This is a genomic window from Microbacterium sp. MM2322 (assembly GCF_964186585.1).
Lineage (GTDB): Bacteria > Actinomycetota > Actinomycetes > Actinomycetales > Microbacteriaceae > Microbacterium.
Genome location: NZ_OZ075067.1, coordinates 3014261 through 3034191 on the forward strand (window position 1 = coordinate 3014261; position 19931 = coordinate 3034191).

General features: G+C 69.9%; 21 protein-coding genes. 9 read left to right on the forward strand and 12 right to left on the reverse strand.

Annotation, left to right across the window (positions count from 1 at the left end; all coding sequences use genetic code 11):
- Positions 1-21: 21 nt before the first annotated feature.
- On the reverse strand, positions 22-303 hold the full coding sequence (locus tag ABQ271_RS14670; protein WP_018187744.1) for a metal-sensitive transcriptional regulator: 282 nt from the start codon (positions 301-303) through the stop codon (positions 22-24).
- Positions 304-425: 122 nt separating this feature from the next.
- Positions 426-1130 (reverse strand): FCD domain-containing protein, encoded by a 705-nt coding sequence (locus ABQ271_RS14675; protein ID WP_349309457.1) that lies wholly within the window; start codon positions 1128-1130, stop codon positions 426-428.
- A gap of 169 nt (positions 1131-1299) precedes the next feature.
- Here ABQ271_RS14675 and ABQ271_RS14680 point away from each other — a divergent pair, with 169 nt between their 5' ends.
- The 8 genes from ABQ271_RS14680 (at position 1300) to ABQ271_RS14715 (ending at position 9249) form a co-directional block, all read left to right on the forward strand.
- Positions 1300-2682, forward strand: coding sequence for a GntP family permease (locus ABQ271_RS14680; RefSeq protein ID WP_036311329.1), 1383 nt, complete (start codon positions 1300-1302; stop codon positions 2680-2682).
- Positions 2675-3442 (forward strand): SDR family oxidoreductase, encoded by a 768-nt coding sequence (locus ABQ271_RS14685; RefSeq protein WP_349309458.1) that lies wholly within the window; start codon positions 2675-2677, stop codon positions 3440-3442. The genes ABQ271_RS14680 and ABQ271_RS14685 overlap by 8 nt, the downstream gene beginning before the upstream one ends.
- 17 nt (positions 3443-3459) lie before the next feature.
- Positions 3460-4482, forward strand: a complete 1023-nt coding sequence (locus ABQ271_RS14690; protein ID WP_349309459.1) for a zinc-binding dehydrogenase — start codon at positions 3460-3462, stop codon at positions 4480-4482.
- Positions 4479-4973, forward strand: coding sequence for a gluconokinase (locus ABQ271_RS14695; protein WP_349309460.1), 495 nt, complete (start codon positions 4479-4481; stop codon positions 4971-4973). Before ABQ271_RS14690 ends, ABQ271_RS14695 begins: the two co-directional genes overlap by 4 nt.
- Before the next feature lie 25 nt (positions 4974-4998).
- On the forward strand, positions 4999-5580 hold the full coding sequence (locus ABQ271_RS14700; RefSeq protein ID WP_349309461.1) for a class I SAM-dependent methyltransferase: 582 nt from the start codon (positions 4999-5001) through the stop codon (positions 5578-5580).
- Between the two features lie 63 nt (positions 5581-5643).
- Positions 5644-6561 (forward strand): NmrA family NAD(P)-binding protein, encoded by a 918-nt coding sequence (locus tag ABQ271_RS14705; RefSeq protein WP_349309462.1) that lies wholly within the window; start codon positions 5644-5646, stop codon positions 6559-6561.
- Positions 6539-7864: a UbiA family prenyltransferase gene (locus tag ABQ271_RS14710; protein WP_349309463.1), complete on the forward strand. Its 1326-nt coding sequence runs from the start codon at positions 6539-6541 to the stop codon at positions 7862-7864. The genes ABQ271_RS14705 and ABQ271_RS14710 overlap by 23 nt, the downstream gene beginning before the upstream one ends.
- Complete coding sequence (locus ABQ271_RS14715; protein ID WP_349309464.1) at positions 7861-9249, forward strand: NAD(P)/FAD-dependent oxidoreductase; 1389 nt, start codon at positions 7861-7863, stop codon at positions 9247-9249. Before ABQ271_RS14710 ends, ABQ271_RS14715 begins: the two co-directional genes overlap by 4 nt.
- A gap of 146 nt (positions 9250-9395) precedes the next feature.
- On the opposite strand, the gene ABQ271_RS14720 is transcribed toward ABQ271_RS14715, so the two are convergent.
- From ABQ271_RS14720 to ABQ271_RS14730, 3 genes are read right to left on the reverse strand one after another with little or no spacing between them, the layout of a single operon-like run.
- Positions 9396-11183, reverse strand: a complete 1788-nt coding sequence (locus tag ABQ271_RS14720; RefSeq protein ID WP_349309465.1) for an ATP-binding protein — start codon at positions 11181-11183, stop codon at positions 9396-9398.
- A 50-nt stretch (positions 11184-11233) separates the two neighbouring features.
- A complete protein-coding gene (locus ABQ271_RS14725) occupies positions 11234-11605 on the reverse strand; it encodes a response regulator (RefSeq protein ID WP_349309466.1) in 372 nt (123 codons plus the stop codon).
- Positions 11602-12048 (reverse strand): response regulator, encoded by a 447-nt coding sequence (locus ABQ271_RS14730; RefSeq protein ID WP_349309467.1) that lies wholly within the window; start codon positions 12046-12048, stop codon positions 11602-11604. The genes ABQ271_RS14725 and ABQ271_RS14730 overlap by 4 nt, the downstream gene beginning before the upstream one ends.
- A 48-nt stretch (positions 12049-12096) precedes the next feature.
- On the opposite strand from ABQ271_RS14730, the gene ABQ271_RS14735 reads away from it, so the two are divergent.
- The gene (locus tag ABQ271_RS14735) at positions 12097-12342 is read left to right on the forward strand and encodes a CPBP family intramembrane glutamic endopeptidase (RefSeq protein WP_349309468.1); all 246 of its coding nucleotides are present in this window, start codon (positions 12097-12099) and stop codon (positions 12340-12342) included.
- 225 nt (positions 12343-12567) lie between these two features.
- Here ABQ271_RS14735 and ABQ271_RS14740 read toward each other — a convergent pair whose 3' ends face one another.
- The 7 genes from ABQ271_RS14740 to ABQ271_RS14770 all read right to left on the reverse strand — a co-directional run bounded on the left by ABQ271_RS14740 (position 12568) and on the right by ABQ271_RS14770 (position 19891).
- Entirely contained in the window at positions 12568-12834 is a 267-nt protein-coding gene (locus ABQ271_RS14740) for a hypothetical protein (protein ID WP_349309469.1), read from the reverse strand.
- 61 nt (positions 12835-12895) lie between these two features.
- Complete coding sequence (locus ABQ271_RS14745) at positions 12896-13627, reverse strand: class I SAM-dependent methyltransferase (RefSeq protein WP_349309470.1); 732 nt, start codon at positions 13625-13627, stop codon at positions 12896-12898.
- 182 nt (positions 13628-13809) lie between these two features.
- Entirely contained in the window at positions 13810-15012 is a 1203-nt protein-coding gene (locus tag ABQ271_RS14750; protein ID WP_349309471.1) for an MFS transporter, read from the reverse strand.
- A complete protein-coding gene (locus ABQ271_RS14755) occupies positions 15012-16283 on the reverse strand; it encodes a YcaO-like family protein (protein WP_349309472.1) in 1272 nt (423 codons plus the stop codon). Before ABQ271_RS14755 ends, ABQ271_RS14750 begins: the two co-directional genes overlap by 1 nt.
- Before the next feature lie 10 nt (positions 16284-16293).
- Positions 16294-17637, reverse strand: a complete 1344-nt coding sequence (locus ABQ271_RS14760) for a YcaO-like family protein (RefSeq protein ID WP_349309473.1) — start codon at positions 17635-17637, stop codon at positions 16294-16296.
- A complete protein-coding gene (locus ABQ271_RS14765; RefSeq protein WP_349309474.1) occupies positions 17634-19124 on the reverse strand; it encodes a CocE/NonD family hydrolase in 1491 nt (496 codons plus the stop codon). Before ABQ271_RS14765 ends, ABQ271_RS14760 begins: the two co-directional genes overlap by 4 nt.
- A complete protein-coding gene (locus tag ABQ271_RS14770) occupies positions 19121-19891 on the reverse strand; it encodes a hypothetical protein (RefSeq protein ID WP_349309475.1) in 771 nt (256 codons plus the stop codon). Before ABQ271_RS14770 ends, ABQ271_RS14765 begins: the two co-directional genes overlap by 4 nt.
- Positions 19892-19931: the final 40 nt, after the last annotated feature.

Genomic DNA, 19931 nt, shown 5'->3' on the forward strand with positions numbered 1-19931 from the left:
TTCCTCCGGGAGTTTCGGGTTTCAGGAGCGGACGAGACGCGCGATCGCGTCGTTCGCCTCGCGGATCTTGTCGGCCGCGACCTGGCCGCCCTCGGCGCTCGCCTCGGCGACGCAGTGGCTGAGGTGGTCGCTCAGCAATGACAGCGCGACGGTCTCGAGCGCCTTCGTCGCGGCGGAGACCTGCGTGAGGATGTCGATGCAGTACTTGTCCTCATCGACCATGCGCGCGATGCCGCGCACCTGGCCCTCGACGCGGCGCAGCCGCTTCTGCAGGTCGTCCTTGTTCGCGTCGTAGCCGTTCATGCTGGATACCATACCCCCCTAGGGTATCCGGGTCAAGCGACCGCCGCGCAGCATCCCCTCTTCCCCTGTCGCAACACGCCGCGCGACCCCGCACTTCGCGACAGGCGAGCGGCGCCCCGCGGTCAGCCCTCGACGACCTCGTCGGACACGAGCGTCAGATGCTCCCGAGCGGATGCCTCGGCATCGGCGCCGCGTCCGTCGAAGATCGCCTGCGCCGTCGCGAGGTGCGCTTCGAGCGTGCCGACCCGCGGCATCCCGGGCGTGAGCCCTCGCACCGCACGGCCCCGCAGGATCTCGGCGATGGGCTCGCTCAGCTTCACGAAGAGGGGGTTCCCCGACGCCGTCAGCAGCAGCCGGTGGTAGGCGATGTCGGCCTCGAGGTACTCCGTCGAGTCACCCAGACCCTGCCCGCCGAGGTCGCTCAGCAGGGTCGCGAACCGCAGGAGCTCGTCGCGAACGGGTGCGCTGGCGCGCTCCGCGGCGAGGCGTGCGGCGACGGGCTCGACGGCGATGCGCAGCTCGGTGAGTTCGATCAGCACGTCGCGGCGGCTCGGACTGTCGAGCGACCACTCGATGATGTCCGCGTTGAGGATGTCCCACTCCGACCGGGGGCGGACGACCAGCCCGACGCGACGGCGCGACGTCAGCAGCCCGTGCGCCTCGAGCACTCGCACGACTTCGCGCACGACGGTCCGCGACGCCGAGAAGGTCTCCTCGAGACCGGCGAGGGTGAGGCCGGTGCCGGGCGGCAGCTCGCCGCCCACGATGCGGCGGCCGAGGGTCTCGACGATGTGGGCGTGGGACGCGGTGGTGACGGGCGTGGGCATCGGTGTCCTTCGTTGCGCTGATCACGTTACCCCGCGGATGCCGACGGTTCGGTCGCGGCATCCGAAAAGTAGTATCAATCGCTTGCGAAAAGTAGTACTTATGTGACACCGTGGGCTCGCCGCCGGGAAAGGCCCCGGCGCGGGGACGATTCACTGGAGAACACAACCCATGGATGAGTGGACTCAAACACTCGGAGCGGTACCGCTCCTTCTGATCGCAGCCGGAGCAGTCGCGCTGATCCTGCTGCTCATCATCAAGGTCCGCATGCACGCGTTCCTGGTGCTGGTGCTGGTCTCGCTGCTGACCGCGCTGGCCACCGGCATCCCTGTCGGAAGCGTCGCGAAGGTCCTCGTCGACAGTTTCAGTTCGACCGTGGGCACGGTCGCTCTCCTCGTCGGTTTCGGAGCGATGCTCGGTGCCCTCGTCGAAAGCTCGGGCGGTGCCCGCGTGCTCGCCGAGAAGATGGTCTCGATCTTCGGTGAGAAGCGCGCCGCGATCGCCCTCAGCGTCGCGTCGCTCCTCATGGGCTTCCCGATGTTCTTCGACGCCGGCCTCGTCGTCATGCTGCCGGTCATCTTCGCGGTGGCACGCCGCATCGGCGGCAAGCACATGCTGCTCTACGGCATCTCGGCCGCTGCCGCCTTCTCCGTCATGCACGTGTTCGTGCCGCCGCACCCCGGCCCCATCACCGCGAGCGAGACCTACGGGGCGAACCTCGGGATTGTGCTGCTCATCGGTCTCGTCGTCGCCGTCCCCACCTGGTACCTCAGCGGCTACCTGTGGGCGCGCTTCATCGATCGCCGGATCCCCCTCGCCATCCCGCGCCTGTTCGGCGAGGACGTCGAGCCGACGAACCCGCCCAAGGCCGGCACGGTCATCGGCGTCATCGCGATCCCGCTCGTCCTGATCCTCCTCAACACGGGCTCTGCCGCGCTCGTCTCGGCCGGCACGATCGACGGGTCGGCCGTCTGGGTGCAGGCGCTCGGCCTCATCGGAACCAGCCAGGTGGCTCTCCTGATCGCCGTGCTCGTCGCCCTCATCGTCCTCGGCACCCGTCGTGGCGTCGGCGGTAGCGCGCTGGAGAAGATCGTCGAGTCCTCGCTCGGGCCCATCTGCTCGGTCGTGCTCATCACCGGCGCCGGCGGCATGTTCGGCGGCGTCCTGCGCGCCTCGGGTATCGGCGACGCACTCTCCGACTCGCTCGCCTCGCTCGGCGTGCCGGTCATCTTCGCCGCGTACCTCATCGCGCTCCTCCTCCGCGTCGCGCAGGGCTCGGCCACGGTCGCCCTCGTCACCGCCGCCGGGCTCATCTCGCCAGCCGTCCTGTCGGGCGGGTTCAACCCGCTGCAGGTCGCCTGCATCGTCCTCGCCACTGCGGCGGGCTCGGTGTTCGCGGGCCATGTGAACGACTCCGGCTTCTGGCTCGTCGGCCGCCTCATGGGCATGGACGTCAAGACGACTCTCAAGACCTGGACGGTGCAGCAGGCGATCGAATCCGTCGTCGGCTTCGTCTTCGTGCTCATCATCTTCGGGGCGGTGTCGCTTGTCTGACGTCTTCGACCTCACCGGACGCCTGGCTCTCGTGACGGGGTCGTCGCGAGGACTCGGCCAGAGCCTCGCGGTCGGCCTCGCCGACGCGGGCGCCCGTGTCGTCATCCACGGCCGCGACGGTGAGGCGGTCGGACGCAGCGCTGACGCGATCGCCGAGCGCACCGGCATCCGTCCCGAGACGACCCTGTTCGACGTCACGGATGCCGCGGCTGTCGAAGCCTCGATCGGCGAGCTGACCGAGCGGGTCGGGACCCCCGACATCCTGGTCAACAACGCCGGCATCCAGCGACGCGCGCCGTTCGCGGAGTTCCCGGTCGCGGACTGGGATGCCGTCATCTCGAGCAACCTGTCGAGCGCGTTCTACGTGTCGCGCTTCGTGGCCCCCGGCATGATCGCCCGGGGCTCGGGCAAGATCATCAACATCGCCTCGGTGCAGTCGCTGCTCGGACGGCAGACCATCGCTCCCTACGCCGCGAGTAAGGGCGGCGTCGCCCAGCTCAGTCGCGGGATGGCAGCGGATCTGGCGCGCCACGGCATCCAGGTCAACACGCTGTCACCGGGATACTTCGCCACCGAGATGAACGCGGCGCTCGTCGCCGACGCGGACTTTTCGGACTGGGTCGCTCAGCGCACCCCGGCCGGCCGCTGGGGCGATGTCGAGGAGCTGCGCGGACCGCTCGTCTTCCTGGCGTCGGCGGCGAGCAACTTCGTGAACGGCCAGAACCTGTTCGTCGACGGCGGCATGACCGCGGTCGTCTGATCTGAGGAGTGACACACATGGATGCAGTCGTCATCGGCGGCAAGCTCGATCTCACCGTCGCGGACCATCCCGTCCCTGTCCCCGATGCGGGACAGGTGCGGGTCCGCGTCGGGTACGTCGGGATCTGCGGGTCGGATCTCCACTACTACTCCGAGGGTGCCAACGGCGCGTTCGTCGTCACGGAGCCGTTGATCCCGGGGCACGAGCTCTCGGGGTGGGTTGACCTCGACCCCGACGGTCGCTTCGCCCCCGGCACGCCGGTGACGGTGCACCCGGCCCGGTTCGGCCCCGAAGGATCGACCCCGGTCGCACCGCACCTGCGTCCCGGCGGCAGCTACCTCGGCAGCGCGGCCACGACCCCGCACACGCAGGGCGCCATGAGCGAGTACCTGGTGGTGGATGCCGGCATGATCCGCACCTTGCCCGCCGACCTCCCCGTGCGCCGGGCCGTCCTCGCCGAGCCGCTTGCCGTCGCCCTCCACGGCGCCAGCCGCGCCGGCTCGCTAGACGGCGCGCGCGTGCTCGTCTGCGGTGCCGGCCCGATCGGGCTGCTCGCCGTCGTCGCCGCTCAGGAAGCCGGGGCGGCGCGCGTCGAGATCACCGACCTGCTGGCCGCACCGCTCGAGCGTGCCCGCACGCTCGGCGCCGACGCCGTGTGGCGGGTGGGCGAGGACGAGATCCCGTCCGACGCGTACGACGTCGTCCTCGAGTGCTCGGGGGCGGCACCGGCCGTGTCGTCGGCGATCGCCGCCGTCCGCCGCCGGGGCACGGTGGTCCAGATCGGGATGCTGCCGAACCAGCCGGTCGGCATCAACATCGCCCCGCTCATCTCGAAGGAGGCGACGATCACCGGCGCCTTCCGTTTCCTCGACGAGATCGACGACGCGATCGACGTCCTCCGGCGGCGCCCCGAGATCGAGTCGGTCATCACCCACACCTTCGGCCCCGCCGACGCGATCGAGGCGTTCGAGACGGCCCGCCGCCCCGCCGACAGCAGCAAGGTCATCGTCGCGATGACGGATGCCGAGGTGGCATCGTGAGCGCGGCACCCCGCATCGTCGTCATGGGACCGAGCGGGTCGGGCAAAACCGCCGTCGGAGCCGCCCTCGCCGTCGACCTCGGTGTGGACTTCGTCGACGCCGACGACCTGCACCCCGCAGCCAACGTCGAGAAGATGGAGGCGGGCCACCCCCTCGACGACGACGATCGCGCGCCCTGGCTCGACATCGTCGGGCAGACCCTCGCCGACGCACCGGGGCTCGTCGTCGCATGCTCCGCGCTGGCGCGCCGGTACCGCGAGCGCATCCGTGCCGCCGCCCCCGACGTGCGGTTCGTCGAACTCGTCGTGTCGCCCGAGGAGCTGGACCGGCGGATGCGGTCGCGTCAGCACTTCATGCCGCCGGCGCTCCTCGCCTCGCAGCTCGCCACACTCGAGCACCTCGGCGACGATGAGCCGGGGATCGCGGTCGAGAACGTGGGACGCATCCTCGAGGTCGCGCGCCGCGCGCGCATCGCGCTGGACAACGTCTAGCCTGCGGACGCACGAGAATGGGCCGATGACGGGGGCGAGCGACTGGCAGCAGTACTACTCCGCCGCGGCTGGACGCCCGCCGCGGCGGCACCTGATCACGGCTCTCGATCACGTGAGCCGCGTGGGGACGGCGATCGACCTCGGCGCCGGGGACGGTGTGGATTCGCGATTCTTGCTCGATCAGGGTTGGCAAGTCGTGGCCGTCGATGCGACGCCCGGCCTGCGTGAGCGCATCGCGGCAGGCGGCGACGTAGTACCCCGGCTTGATGCGCGTGATACGTCGTTCGCGGACGTCCACGAGCTGCCGGATGCCGACCTCGTCCTCGCGAGCTACTCGCTGCCGTTCGCGCGCGAGACCGAGTTCGCCCACATCTGGGAGCTGATCATCGCGGCTCTCCGCCCGGGTGGCGTCTTTGCAGGTCAACTGTTCGGACACCGCGACGACTGGGCTGCACGCGACGACGTGCTCACACACTCGGCCGGCCAGGTGGCCGATCTGCTCGCGGACTGGGACGTCGTCGAACTCATCGAACGCGAGAAGGACGGCCCATCGGGTCGAGGTCCGAAGCACTGGCACGTCTTCGACATCATCGCCCGTCGTCGCTGAGCGCAAGGAGCGGCGGAACGCAACCCTGCGTCGCGACGGCGGCGCAGCCGCCAGGATGGCCCCGTGACCACCACCGTTCTCGTCGCCGGCGCTACCGGCGATCTCGGCAGCCGCATCTCCCGCGAACTGCTCCAGCATGACGTCCGTCTCCGAGTCCTCACCCGCCCCGGCAGTTCGGCCGCCAGCGATCGCTTCGGCGACGACCCGCACGTCGAGATTATTGCCGCGCGCTACTCGGACCGTGACGCTCTCGTGGGCGCGGCATCCGGTGCGGACGTCGTCGTCTCGGCACTCAGCGGCATCCGCCCGGTCATCGTCGACGCGCAGCGTGCGCTCCTCGCCGCGGCCGTCACGGCCGGGGTGCCACGCTTTCTCCCATCGGATTACTCGGCCGACTACCGGCGGCTCACGCCGGGGACCAACCGCAACCTCGAACTGCGGCGCGAGTTCGCCGGCGACCTCGACGCGGCCCCGATCCAGGCGACCTCGGTCCTGAACGGAATGTTCACCGAGCTGCTCGCCGGCCAGGCGCCGATGATCCTCCGCGACCGTAAGCGCGTGCTGTTCTGGTCGTCGGCGGATCAGATCCTCGACTTCACGACGAAGGACGACACCGCGAGGGTCGTCGCCCTGGTCGCGCTCGACGCCGACGCCCCGCGGGTCGTCGAAGTCGCCGGTGACCGACTGTCCGCGCGCCAGGTGGCGGACCTCGCCACCGAGCTCGCCGGCGACACGTTCAAGCTGCAGTGGGCGGGCACGACCGGAACGCTGTCGGCCATGGCCGCGGTGGGTCGACGCCTGTCGCGGGATGCCGAGGAGACCTTCCCCGCCTGGCAGGGCATGCAGTACTTCGTGAGCATGTTCAGCGGCGAGGGCGAGCTGCGCCACGTCGACAACGATCGCTACGGCCCGCACTCGTGGACCACGGCCCGCGACATCCTCGCCCTCTGGCTCGCCCATGCGGGGGCGCCCACGGCCTGAGCGCCCGGGTCGCGGCCTGAGATCCCGGGGGACCTTCCCCTGTCACAACACGCCGCACAGCCCTGCACTTCGCGACAGGCGAGCGTCGCCGCGGCGCGGCATCCCACCCTCCCCTGTCACAACACGCCGCGCGCCCCTGCACATTGCGACAGGCGAGCGGCCCGGGTGCCGCATCCGCACCACCCCACCCCTTCCCCTGTCACACCACGCCGCGGAGCCCTGCACATCGCGACAGGCGAGCGGATGCCGCGCCCCCACACCCGGCTCCCCTGTCGCAACACGCCGCACGCCCCTGAACTTCGCGACAGGCGAGCGGCACCGGACCCCGGGCGCAAGGGCGGCCGAGGGCTCCTTCACGCCGCATACAATCGCGGGACACGGTCGTCCGCGCCGTCGCCACCCGAGGAGTCCCGCCATCGACCATCAGCCCGCCCCGGCTTCCCGCGCCTCAGCGCGGACGACGATCGGCCGCCTGGTCCACATCTCGCGCCCGGTCCTGTGGATCAACACGATCGGCACGGGTGTGCTCGGGATGTGGCTCACCGGCGCACTGCTTGATCCGGCGGCTATCCCGCTCCTCATCTGGCTGACGCTGCCGTTCAACCTGCTGATCTACGGCGTGAACGACATCTTCGATCAGGACACCGACGCGCTGAACCCGCGGAAGGGCTCGATCGAGGGAGCGCGCATCGAGCCGCGCGAGGTGCGGCTGATCGTCTGGGCCGTCGCGATCACGAACGTCCCGTTCCTCCTCTGGTTCGTCATCGCGTATCCGCCCGCGGCGGTCGGGCTGATCCTCCTCTACACGCTGGTGTTCGTCTTCTACTCGGCCCCGCCGCTCCGCTTCAAGCAGCGTCCCTTCCTCGACTCGCTCAGCAACGCCGCCTACGGGCTGCCGCTGCTGATCGTCCCGGTCGCGCTCGACGCGCCGCCGCTGTGGCCCGCCGTGATCGGCCTCCTCGCCTGGAGTGTCGCGAAGCACGCCTACGACGCCGTGCAGGACATCGACGAGGACCGCGAGGCCGGCATCCGGACGACCGCCGTCCTCCTCGGACCGCGCGGCACCGCGGTGTGGAGCGGATGCTGGTGGCTCGTGTCCACGGCCTTGTTCGCCCTCGTCAGCGTCCCGGTCGCGGCGCTGAACCTCGCGATCGCCGGCGTGCTCGTCGTGTGGATGCTGCTGCGCCCCACCCCCGCAACCGGCCGTCGCCTGTACCCGGTGTCGATCGCGTTCCCCTACGTCGCCGGGTCGCTGGCGAGCGGACTGCAGCTGGCCAAGATGTTCTTCGAGGTCTACGGATGAGTCGCATCGTCGTCATCGGAGCCGGGCTCGGAGGGCTGGCGGCATCCGCTCTGCTGGCCCGCGCCGGACACGACGTGACCCTCCTCGAACGGGCCGCCACCGTCGGCGGCAAGAGCCGACGGCTCGAAGTCGACGGCGAGCGCATCGACTCGGGTCCGTCGCTCGTGACGTTCCCCGGGGTGTGGGAGGAGCTGTGCGCGCGCCTCGGCGCGGACGCCGGCGAGATCGAGCTGGAGCGGCTCCCCGAGGTCGGCCGCTACTACTACGACGGCGAGGAAGTCACCCTTCCCGTACCGCCGGAGCACCCCTGGTATCCGGCGTGGAAGCGGTTCAGCGACGAGCACGCGCCTCTCGCCGACGACGTGACGGCGCTCCTCGTCGCCGATCCGCTCGACCGGCGGTCGCTGCCGGCCCTGCGCCGACTGCTCGCGGTCTACGGTCCGCGGCTCAGCACCCGCGCCTACCTCGACAGTCTCACCTGGATGCCCGACGGCCTCCGCGAGATCATCGCGATCCACACGCTGAACGCCGGCGTCCCGCCCGAGCGGACGCCCGCGCTCTACGCGAGCATGCCGGCCGTCATGGCGGCATCCGGCGTGTGGGTCCCCCGCGGCGGCGTGTACGAGATCCCGCTGGCGTTGGAACGCATGGCGGATGCCGCGGGTGTCGACATCCGCACCGGCGAGACCGTCACGCGCATCGAGCGCGGGCGCGTCACAACGGCGAGCGGGTCGTTCGCGGCCGACTTCATCGTGAGCGCGCTCGACGCGGACCGGGTCGATGCTCTCCTCGGCAGGCGGCGGCGCGCACCGGGCGCACTGTCGTGCTCAGCGGTCGCGATTTACGGTGCGCTCCGCGAGCCGCTGCCCGAGCGGATCGCGGCGCACAGCGTCATCCTCCCGACCAAGCCGGACGCGCTGCACCGCAGCCTCGCGGCGGGCGACGAGCCCGCCGACACCATGGCGTTCGTCAACCTGTACCGCGCCGGGCAGGTCTACCCGAACGACCGGAGCACGCTCGCCGTCCTGCTGACCGCGCCGGCCGACGGGTCGGGCTACAGCCTCGAGCACCCGTTCGTGCGGCGCGAGATCGAGCGGATCTCGCGCACGATGGGCCTCGACGAGCTGCTCACCGATTCGATGACGGATGCCGCGGTCCTCGACCCGCAGTACTTCGGCACCTTCGGCGAGCGCCACGGCGCTCTCTATGGAGCCGCGCGTCCGCTCTGGATGAGCGGCCCGTTCCACCAGCCCGCGCACCACGATCTGCGGACGCCCTGGCTCTGGCGCGTCGGCGCATCCGTGCACCCCGGCGGCGGCATCCCCGCCGTCCTCGGCGGCGCGATGATGGTGGTCGAGAAACTGCTGAAGCGCCACCCCGCCTGAGCCCGGGCGCGGCTCGCGTGCCGTTCCAGGGACGCGACGTGTCGCTGAGCCGCGCGGCAGGCGACGCAACGGGTCCCCGGAGTCGTGCAAACGATTACCAGAACGCGCTGGCAGTGGCGCAACGGGAACCTGAAGCTCACAACTGATCAGCCGACCGTGTCCGCCCCTACGGTTCCGACGTCAGCGATGTCAGACGCGCCTTTCCCGTCCGAGCTTCCTCTATGGAAACGCGGGAGTGCGATCGCCATGGTCGTACCCGCTCCCAGAGTGCTGGAGATGTCGATCCTCCCGCCGTGCGCGGTCACGATCGCCTTGGTGATGGTGAGGCCGAGTCCCACGCCGGGCACTGCGTGCTTCGTGGCGGTGGTGGCGCGGAAGAACCGCTCCGACAGCCGATGCAGTTCGTGGCTGGCGATGCCGTACCCGGTGTCCGTCACCGAAATGCGCACTTCGTCGCCGTCGGCAGCGAGCTCGAGGGCTACCGATCCGCCGCGGGGGGTGAACTTGATTGCGTTGGACAGGAGGTTGTCGACAGCCTGCCCGAGCCTGGTCGAGTCCGCGTCCACCAGAACCGTGCTGTCGGAGATGACGGTGCGCAGTTCCACGCCCGCCGCGTCGGCGGCAGGGTAGGCGCTCTCCGCCGCCGCCTCGAGTAGCTGCCCGACCATGACCGGATCCGTCTCAATGGTGAATCGTCCGGAGCCTACCTGGGCGGTGAACAGAAGGTCGCCGACCAGTTTCAGCAGCCGACGGGCATTGCGGTCCACCACCTCGATGTAGCGGGACTGCTGGGTGCTGAGCGGCTGGTCGTCATCATCGCTGAGCAGCTCGACGTAGCCGAGGATCGAACTCAGCGGGGTGCGCAGTTCATGGGAGATGAGCCCGGCGAACTCGTCCTTCAAGCGCTCGATCTCTCGCGCATCTGTCTCGTCCGTGGCCACGAAAATGAACCCGCTGGTGTCGCCGTCTTCGTTGAACCTCTGGGCGATCGAGACCTGTGCAGGGAACTCGCTGCCGTCGCGGCGAAGGTAGGTCCAGTCCCGGACATCGCGGAACCCGCCGCGGGCGGTGCGAACAAGGCCCTCGAAGTCCGTGCCCGACCCTCCGGCATCGCCCGTGGTCAACAACCGCAACTCCTCCCGAATCTCTGAGGCGAGATGCAGATCGGTGATCTGCATCTGTCCAATCACCTCGGCCGAGGAGTACCCGAGAAGCGACTCGGCACCGGGGTTCCAGACCGTGATGCGTCCGGAGACGTCAGTCCCGATGATCGCGTGCCCGGAGATCGCGTTCCAGACCTCGTCGAGCAGCTGGTTCGCCTTCCGAGTCTTCCGCTCGCGGGTGCGCGCCTCGCTGTTGAGGACCTCGAGCGAGGCGACAAGGCGTTCGCCTTTGGCAGTGGTCTCCTCGAGCCGTTCGATCCGTCGATCCACGAGCCGGGCGATGTGGTTGATCAACACGGCCGCGATGGTGAAAGCCACGGGGGTGTACATCAGCCGCACAATATCGGCAGCGTTCTCAACGGACGAGACGCCCATCACGAACGGCAACGAGATCGTGACGGCCACACCGGCGGAAGCAATCAGGACGTTGCGCACCCCCGGTTCGGACGCGATCCAGACCAGCGGAATCACCAACAGCGCCCCGAACGGCGACGCCTGTCCACCCGTGCCGGTACGGAGCAGTGCCACCGCGGCGAAGGTGGCGATGGGGATGGCGAGTTCCCACCCCGCCGCGATCCGCAGCCTGGGTAGCACCGCGGCGAACACCGTGGCCAGCACGACGATCGCGTCGGCCGCGGCGACAAGTGTCCAATCTGTCCTCACACCTACGGGCGAGAGCACCACCGCGTTCGCCAGGAGGAATGCCAGCAGCGCCGGCCCCTGCTTGAGGAGAGGCGACCAGGTTCCGAAGACACCGACACGCCGCTGCACGGACCGGTCTCGCGGCGGGTTCGAAGCGCCCGCTGGTCCGCCGTCCTCGCTCATAAGTTCACGCCAGCGATGTCGCGGATGAGCTCGACGAGCTCGCGGACCTTGAACGGCTTCGTAATCAAGCTGTCTACCCCAGCCGAATGCAAGGCCTCGGCCACGCCGGCGTGAACGTTGGCAGTGATCATCAGCACGCGCTGCTCACGAAGGTCGTCGTCGGAACGCAGCCGTGTGACGAGCTCAACTCCCGTCATGCCGGGCATCGTGATGTCCAGCACGGCAAGGTCGATCTGCTCCGCCTTCAGAGCCTCCCACGCCGAGATCCCGTCGCCGACGGCGGCGACGACTTCGTGCCCGGCCTTCTCAATGGCGATCGTGATCAGGTTGCGCAGATCCACGTCATCGTCGGCGATGAGAACTCTCATCTCGTCGCCTCCCCGCCGCTTCGCCGGGGAGCGTTCGCGCCCTGGCCCTGGCCCTGGCCCTGGCCCTGGCCCTGGCCCTGGGGGAACAGTGCTCCGAGTACCCGCGCGACGTCGCGCGCCGTGAACGGCTTCGGTAGCACTCCATCGACGAGGGGGAATTCCTCGAGGCCCAGCACCGAGGTGACCACGAGCACGCAGTCGGGCACGTCGGATTTCATCATGTTGACGAGCTGCCACCCGTCGATCCCCGGCAGCAGCAGGTCGATGATCGCGACGGCCGGCGTCAACTCGCGGTAGGAGCCGATCGCGGCCTCAGCCGTGGAGACCAGCTCGACCTCGTACCCGAGTCTCTCCAGATGCAGACGGAGCAGATCGCCTTGGTCGTCGGAGTCATCGACCACCAGAGCGGTCCGGCGAACACCCGTCGGTGTCTCGACTGCCATTTCGCAGCCTTTCCGGCTCCGCGTGTCGAACCCAGGTGGATCCGAGCTATGAGCGCTGCTCGCAGTATGTCACGCGGGCGACGAACCGCCCGCCCGCCCGCGTCAGCCGAGCGCGATCGGCTCGGGCTGGCGCTCGGCGTCAACCCGGTCTTCCCCGTGGCGTTCGTGGTCGGCGTGCTCACTGCGCTTTTGTTCCGCTGGTCCGGGTCCATCTGGCCGGGCGTCGCCCTCCACGGCATGAACAACGCGTCCGCCCTGATCGTCCCCCTCGTCCTCGGGGTGACCCAGGCCTGATCCGCGGCGACGCCTGTCGCTCGGGTTCCGGGGACGCGAATCGCCGCACGTCCTCGACGGAAGCGACACGACGCGTCCCCGGAGCACCAGACGCATCCATTCCAGGGACGCAAAGTGTCGCTCACCCGCGCGGCAGGCGACACAACGGGTCCCCGGAGCGCCAGCCGCGCACCGATCCGATCCGACTCGGTACCGGTCCAGGGACGCGAGGTGTCGCTCCGCGCGCTACTCCCGGCCGTCCTCGGAGATCGCCAGCTGCTGGAGCCGTTTCGTGATGGCCGTGTGACCGGCAACCCACGCGAGCACCACCCCGACGGACCCGGAGTTCGCAGCGATCATGCCAGCGCCCGATCCGTTCGCAGCCGACAGGATCGCCCACGACACCAGGGCCATCAGCGCGGCGAACGATCCGATGGCCAGCCACCACATGCCCGCCCGCAACCGCGCGACCTGGTTCTGCCCCGCATCCGTGTGCTCGAGATCGTCGCCCATGCCGCCACGGTACCCACGGGCCTGACCCGGGCGACTCCCCCGTGAGACGGAACTCGTGGGCTCAGCGCTGCAGGACGATGTCTCGAACGTCGTGGCCGATGGACCCGGGCGCATCGACGATGCGAAGCCCCGCCTGAGCCGCCAGGGCACTGAGAGCGGTCACGTCGATCCAGTGCAGCAGCCAGTCCCGCTGCACGTGTTCGTACACCCCGCCTGCTTCCCGTTCGTAGAGAAGCGTCGTGGTGTGGGTGCGCGCGACGTCATCGCGGACCACCGCGACGACTCGATACCCGATCCATCCGTCCGATGTTTCCTGCCGGTTCCCCCGCCCGATCATCGAAGGTGCGACCGGCTCGGGGACGAACACAGGCACGATCGCGGTGCCTCCGTCCGTCAACGCGCCACGGATACTGCCGAGGGCGTCGCGCATCGCCTTATCGGTGGGGAGCAGGTTGAACGTGGGGCCAGCGAGGAAGACCGTCTCGTACCGACGAGGCACGGTCATTCCTTCCATCGTGTCCACCCAGGCTTTCACCGCGAGGCCGCGGCCGTCGGCGCGTTCCCGCAGGCGGGCGATCATGTCCGGGGAGGAGTCCATCCCGTCGACATCGAGACCCATTGCCCGCAAGTCCAGCAGCGGGTCACCGTCTCCGCATCCGAGCTCGAGCGCGGGTTGCCCGTGCTGCAGGATCAGGTCGCGGTACCGAAAAGGATCGAAGCTGGTCGACTTGAGCGGCCCATACAGGTCGGCTACCAGCCCGGTATAGAACGCGTCAGCGCCCGATCCGTTCACCTCGACACCTACTTCCGTCGGTCACACCATCCGCGAGGTCCGGGTCCAACGATAGCCACGGGCGAAGCAACGTGCGCGTCAGAGCGTGAGCAGGATGGCGATGGCCAGGATGAGCCCGATCATGAGCGAGACCGTCCACGCGGTGGCGCGCGGCCCGCAGAGCGCGACCGCGTGCGCTCACGTCAGCTCGCCGGCGAGCTGTGGGGCGCGGCGCGCGCGACCGGCAGGAAAGAGGCGGCTATTGCCGTCACCAGGCTGACGCCGGCAGCTATCAGAAGGGCTGGGGTGACACCGATCCCTTGCGCGAGCAGACCGGCCGCTCCGGCTCCGAACGGCTGACCGCCCCATGCGATCATACGGGCCGTTGTATTGACGCGGCCCTGAAGGTGTGAGGGGGTCAGCGTTTGTCGCGTGATGATGCCGTTCAGCGAGACGGCGGTCGTTCCGACCTGCCAGAGGCAGAGCGCGATGCAGCCCGCGAGGAACGACGTCGACAACGCCCAGCCGCAGGTTGCTGCGGCGGCAAGCAGCAGGGCACCGATTGTGATCATGCCCGCGCCGACTCGCTTCTGCAGGGGGCCCACCAGCCAGGAAGCGGCAAGAGCTCCCACCGCTCCGGCGCCGAAGAGCACACCGATCGAGGGGGAATCCGAATCGAGCCCCAGAGTGCGGACGGCAGCGACGATCAGAAGCCCGGAGACCGCGCCGGCGGCGAGGCTGTTGCCGACGCCGAGGACGGTAAGGTCGCGGATGACCGGGACCGATCGGATGTATCGCAGGCCCTCGACGATGTCGGCGCGGATGTGGCGCCGCGGGCGGTTCGGGGCGGGCGTCATGTCGAGCACCTCAATGCGGGCGAGCAGCACCGCACCGAGGGCGTAGGTGAGGGCATCGATGAGGAGGACGACGGGTCCGCCCGCGATCGCCGAGACGAGGCCTCCGAGGGGCGGACCGGCGATACCGACGAGCGTGCTGATCGTCATCATCCGTGCGGTCGCCGATGCGATGCCGTCGCGCCCGACGATCGCGGGAATCGCCCCGAAACTTGCCGCGTCGAAGAACACGAAGGACACCGAGGTCGCAACGGCCACGATCATGAGGTGGACCGGGGTGACGTCAGCGACTAACGCGGCAATCGGAATGCTCACTGCCGCAAGCGCGCTGGCCGCGCTTGACGCCAGGAGGGTCGAGCGCGGCGACCATCGGTCCGCCAACGCCCCGACGGGGAGACCGAGCACCAGGTAGGGCACGGCCTCCAGCGCCGTCAGCAACCCGGCGAGGGCAGCGCTCCCGGTGAGCTGGAAGAGCATGAGCGGGAGCGCGACGGCGGTGAGAGCATTGCCGGTCCACACGATTCCGCGTGACCACAGGTACGTCGCGAGCATCAGTGCGGCAGCGGGGTCGGGCGAGGAACGGGCTGAATAGGGCGGCGGCCCCCCACGAAGGGGTGCGCGTGCGGGGCATTGGACACGCGGCCGGGCACGAGCATCCTCACGACCCGCAGTCCGGACGGGCGGACGTCGTCAGTGGTCACATCGACGGTGATCACGCGTTCGCCGAGCGCGGCGAACCGCTCGATCAGGCCGCGGAGACCGGGACCGGGCGGCAGAGCATCGAGGGCCGTCCGGCCCACGATGCTGGCATCCAGTTCTTCCAGAAAGGTCGACTGGATGCCGGGGTCGAGGTGCAGCTGCAGGTGGCACCCGTAATCCCGGACGTCCGAGAGATCGGCCGCGTACGATCGCGCGTAGCGACGGTCCGATCGGTGCGGCGCCAAGGGGCTTCGCGGATCGGCGGCGATGCGCGCGTATGGCCCGTTTTCATCGTCGAGGTCCGCAACGAAGAGCTGGAGCTGCAGGGCCTCTCCGAGGGCCTTCAGCGTGGCCGCGGTCGGGTTCTCCGCGGTCCCCATGCCGAGGGTCAGGTAGCCGGTCGTGGTGTCGCGGATCAACGCCCCGACGATCGGCACCCCCGTGTCGGTCGGGAACAGCAGCCACCTCGGCTCGATCCGGCGGCGAGGGCCTGCGGCGAACGCGTCCACCCACGCGGGAACTGTGAGGGACACGACTCCGCCCCCGCCGGTCCACGCCCGCGACATCGCGTCGCGCTCCACGATCTCGCGGAGACCCCCGAACTGCGCGGCATCGAGGGAGCGCTCGGCGGCCAGACCCGCCTGCATTACCGGATGCAGGGATGGCGCCGCCTGGAGGTTGTACGACACCCACACCGCACTCGCGGGAACCAGGACGTCGGCGTCCGTCGCCGCGTCCCGGCCGACGGCCCAGTCTGTCGTCGTGTCGGAGTCGAAGGGTGAGCGTTCCGGGAGAGCGAGGTCCTCGGGCGAGACGTGATCGACGCCGCGCAGATCGTTCGCGGTGGACCGTACGAGTCGTCCGCTGACGAGGTTGCCGCAGTACCGCTCGACGGCTTCGCCGATAGCAGCACCGCGCATCGCCTCCCGGTCACCGAACGCGTAGCCTGCCCCACTGGCATCCGATCGCCACGGTGAGAACGTCGCACTGTCGGACAGGACCGCGTGCAGGAGAGCGAACGGCTCGGGGAAGTGTGCCGGAACGGTCCGCGGTTCGAGGGCGCGGATCACTCCGGTGCGGGAATCGACGAGCGGCGCGAGCGCCGGCGACAGATCGGTCAGCATGCCGGCTCCTTCAGGCGAGAGGAAGGGGGTAGGGGTACAGATCGGAGATCGAGGCGGGGCGGCGATCCCACTCGAGCGCGTGCGGCACGTCGACGTAGCGGCGCGAACCGCGGAGCGGGAAGGCCGGGGGTCCGTTGCCGACGAGACCTGCGGCGATGACGCGGACGACGACGAGCCCGCACGCGCGGACATCGTCGGTCGTGACGTCGACCGAGATCGTTCGCACGCCCTGAGCCGCCAGCGCGGCCACGCGGTCGGACGGCGGCGCGCCCTCTTCGAGAGCCCGCCGTCGCGAGGGTCGCAGTCGGGGAAGGATCGCAGCGGCCATCCGCTGGTCCAGGTAGAGCTGAGCGATCGGGGGCAGGTCGGTGAGGGTGCGGAAGTCGTCAGGGACGTCGTCGCGGTAGCGTCGGTCGGCACGGTGGGGCAGGAACACGTGAGCCTCGATCGCATCGGCATCCACGGCCCGCCAGACATCGCTCTCGGGATCGAGAAGCTGGCGAGTGATCCGACGCAGCCCGAGGGCCTCCATGACCGCCTTGCGGGCGGCGGCCACAGGATCGGGGCGGCACGCGGAACCGAACGCCAGCAGGCCGTCCTGCGCGGGATCGCCGTCCTCGATCACGGCGGCCACGACGGCGCCCGGGAGATCGGTCGGGATGTCCAGGAGACGGATGCCGAGGTCGTGCGCGCCGAGCATTCCGAGGATGGCGCCCCCGTCGTCGAGTGCGCACGTGGAAGCGCCCGATGCCCACCACACGGCCGTGGCATCCCGTTCGATCAGTTCGTCGATCGCACCGTCCTCGGCTCGGGCGCGGTCTGGCCCCGCGGCGATCCCGGAGTACATCAGCGAGTGCACAGGCCGTTCCCCGGACGCCCGCGAGGCGTGGGTGTCGAGGTAGACGAGGGATGCCGGAACCCAGACATCCGCTCCGGTGTGGAGATCCCGGCCGACGGCCCACCGGACGGGAAGCTCGCGCTCGAACACGGCGAAGGGGAAGCCGGGCATGGCGTACTGCTCCGGGCTGTAGAGGGCGAGGCTTCGCGGGTCCAGGGCGTCCTCGCCGCGGCGGTCGAGGTCCACCCAGCGATGGATGGCGAGGTCGTCGGGCACGGCGTTGCCGCAGTACCGTTCCACGGCTTCGCCGATCGCCGCGCCCCGTGCGGCCTCCAGGTCGCCGAGGGATGCTCCGAAGCCGAAGCCGTCCGCACGCCAGGAGGCGAAACGCTCGGTATGCGCGACACTCGCCCCGTGCGATCGCCAGAACGTCGGATCGTCGCGCTGCGGTGCCTGCGCCTGGGTGGAGGTGAGGATCCCGGTGCGGGAGTCCACTAAACGGTCGATGTCGATCACGTCGCTCTCCTTCGCTCCACGACGGGCAGCGTGAGCCGGCACCGCTCAACCGTGAGGGTGAGGGATGCCGGGAGGTCCGCGCTTCCGGCCCGGTAGCGATCGGCATCGCCGGTGCCGCGCGCGAGCCGCGGATGGTCGGCGGCGGTGAGTTCGAGGAGGAGGGACTCGCCCTCTCGCCGCTCGAACGAGAGCGGTCCGAGGCGGACGGAGATGTCCTCCGGTCCCCGTCCACTCACGGCCTCGCCGACCGCGACCTCGACGACGGGCCCGTCGGGCGAGATCAGCAGAAGGCGGACGATCCAGTCCGCCGTCCGCGCGTCGGCGCTCCCGCGGACGTTCACGTGCGCCCAGCCGACGAAGCGTCGCGCGTCCGTGTCGATCGGCCAGCGCAGCGCATCGGACCGTTCGAGGAGGTCCCGCCGGTCCACGGCCTCCGCGCGGCTCGGGAACGGGCGGCGGGGGTCGCTGCGCACGACACCGGGTGGGAGCGCGTGCACGTTCGCGGTGGATCTCGGCGGCCACTCGTCCGCGCGCTCCCACTCGTCGGCGCCGATGACGAAGGTCTCCGCCCGCCGCGCGGGCAGTCGCTCCGCCAAGGCGTCGTGGAGCCAATCGACGAGTTCGACCGCCCACTCCACGCGCGAGCTTTCGCCGTGGTCGAGAGCCCCCACCCGCGTGTCGGCGGAGAAGACGAGGTCATGCAGCCACGGGCCGACCAAGAGGCGTTTGGGCGTCTCGGCGTCACCGACGACGTTCCAGTGCTCGAGGGTCTCGCCGATCAGCAGATCGTGCCAGCCGCCGATGTGGAAGCTCGGGGCGCGAACCGCGGCCAGCTCCGCGGGGGTGATCTCCTCGCCCACGACGGCATCCGGCCCATCGTCGATGACGGCCGTCCAGCCGGGAAGGTCGACTCCGAGCCGATCGGCGATCCCGATGACGGGCAGGTGATCGAGGGCTGTCGGGTCCTCTCGGAAGAGGAGAGCCGCGAGACCCTCGCGGCTCGTGCGGGCGTCCGCGCGTTCTGCCCACCAGGCCGCGTGCTCGCCGAGCCGAAGGATTCCGGATGACGAGAACTTGGTGCGCGCGAGCGACATCGACGGTCCGAGGCTGACGATCGCCGCGATCCGCTCGGGTCGCTCGACCGCCATCGCCCACGCCGTGTAACCGGAGTACGACCCGCCCATGACGATGATCCGGCCGTCACTCCACGGCTGCATGGCGACCCAGTCCACGAGCAGCGCGCCGTCGGCGCGCTCGTTGCGATAGGGGGCCCAGACGCCGTCGGAGTCGTAGCGACCGCGAACGTCTGCGACGACATAGGCGAAGCCGCGACGAGCCCAGCCGCGGCCTTCGTCGAGGTGCCGGAATCGACCGTATGGTGTGCGGTGCACGATGGTCGGCACGCGCTCGTCCCTTGGTGGGCGGTGCACGTCGAAAGCGAGGGCGGTGCCGTCGGGGGCGGTCATCCGCAGGTTTGCGCGGATCATCGGGCGCGGATCTTGGGCAGCGGCAGCACGGGATGGCGGTGGATGGAGCAATCCGGTCGAATCTCGATCTCCGTCGTCGCATGGGGAGCGCTGTCCCCGGACGCCCAGGCGAAGAGGTCCGCCGCGAGAGCTGCCGCGGCGAGGGCCGCTAACGCCGGCGGGGCGATCAACGGACCGTCCGGTAGCGAGTCCAGGTGACTCCAGAGCGCATCGAGTTCGTCGACGAGCGGGTCCGCGGCCCGTCGCCGGCCGCGGTAGTCGGTATAGGATGCCGAGGCCTCATCCGCGGTGAAGGGACCGACGAACACCGATCCTCCGTCACCGTGGCATCGGTGCAGGGGCCGGCCTCGTCGAGCGAGTTCTGCCCACGACGCATCGCGGAACCAGGGCTCGATCGAGACGATCGCATCGGCGTCGGCCGCGTCCTCGACCACGCGGATCACCGACGGCGGTGCCGCGAGAACCGCGTGGAGGGCGTCGGCGACGGTCCCCTCCCCGAGGACGATCACGCGCTTCTGCGCTCCTCGGTCCTCCGCTGCCGAGGGGCGCGGTTCGCACAGCGCCCCACGTTCGCGGAGATGGCGCTGGAGCGCAACGGCGTCCGACCCCAGGGATTCCAGGTCGGCACCGGTGTCCAGGGCGTGCGCGATCTCGGTGAGTCGATCGCTCGCGCCGAGGATGCGGTGGAACCGGCCGCCGGGTTCGGCGAGCCGCCATGATCCGTCGGTCGTGGCATAGAGGTGGAATCCGGGTCTGAGCGAGCGCATGAAGACGAGCCTTCGGAGATCAAGTCGGCGAACGGGGCTG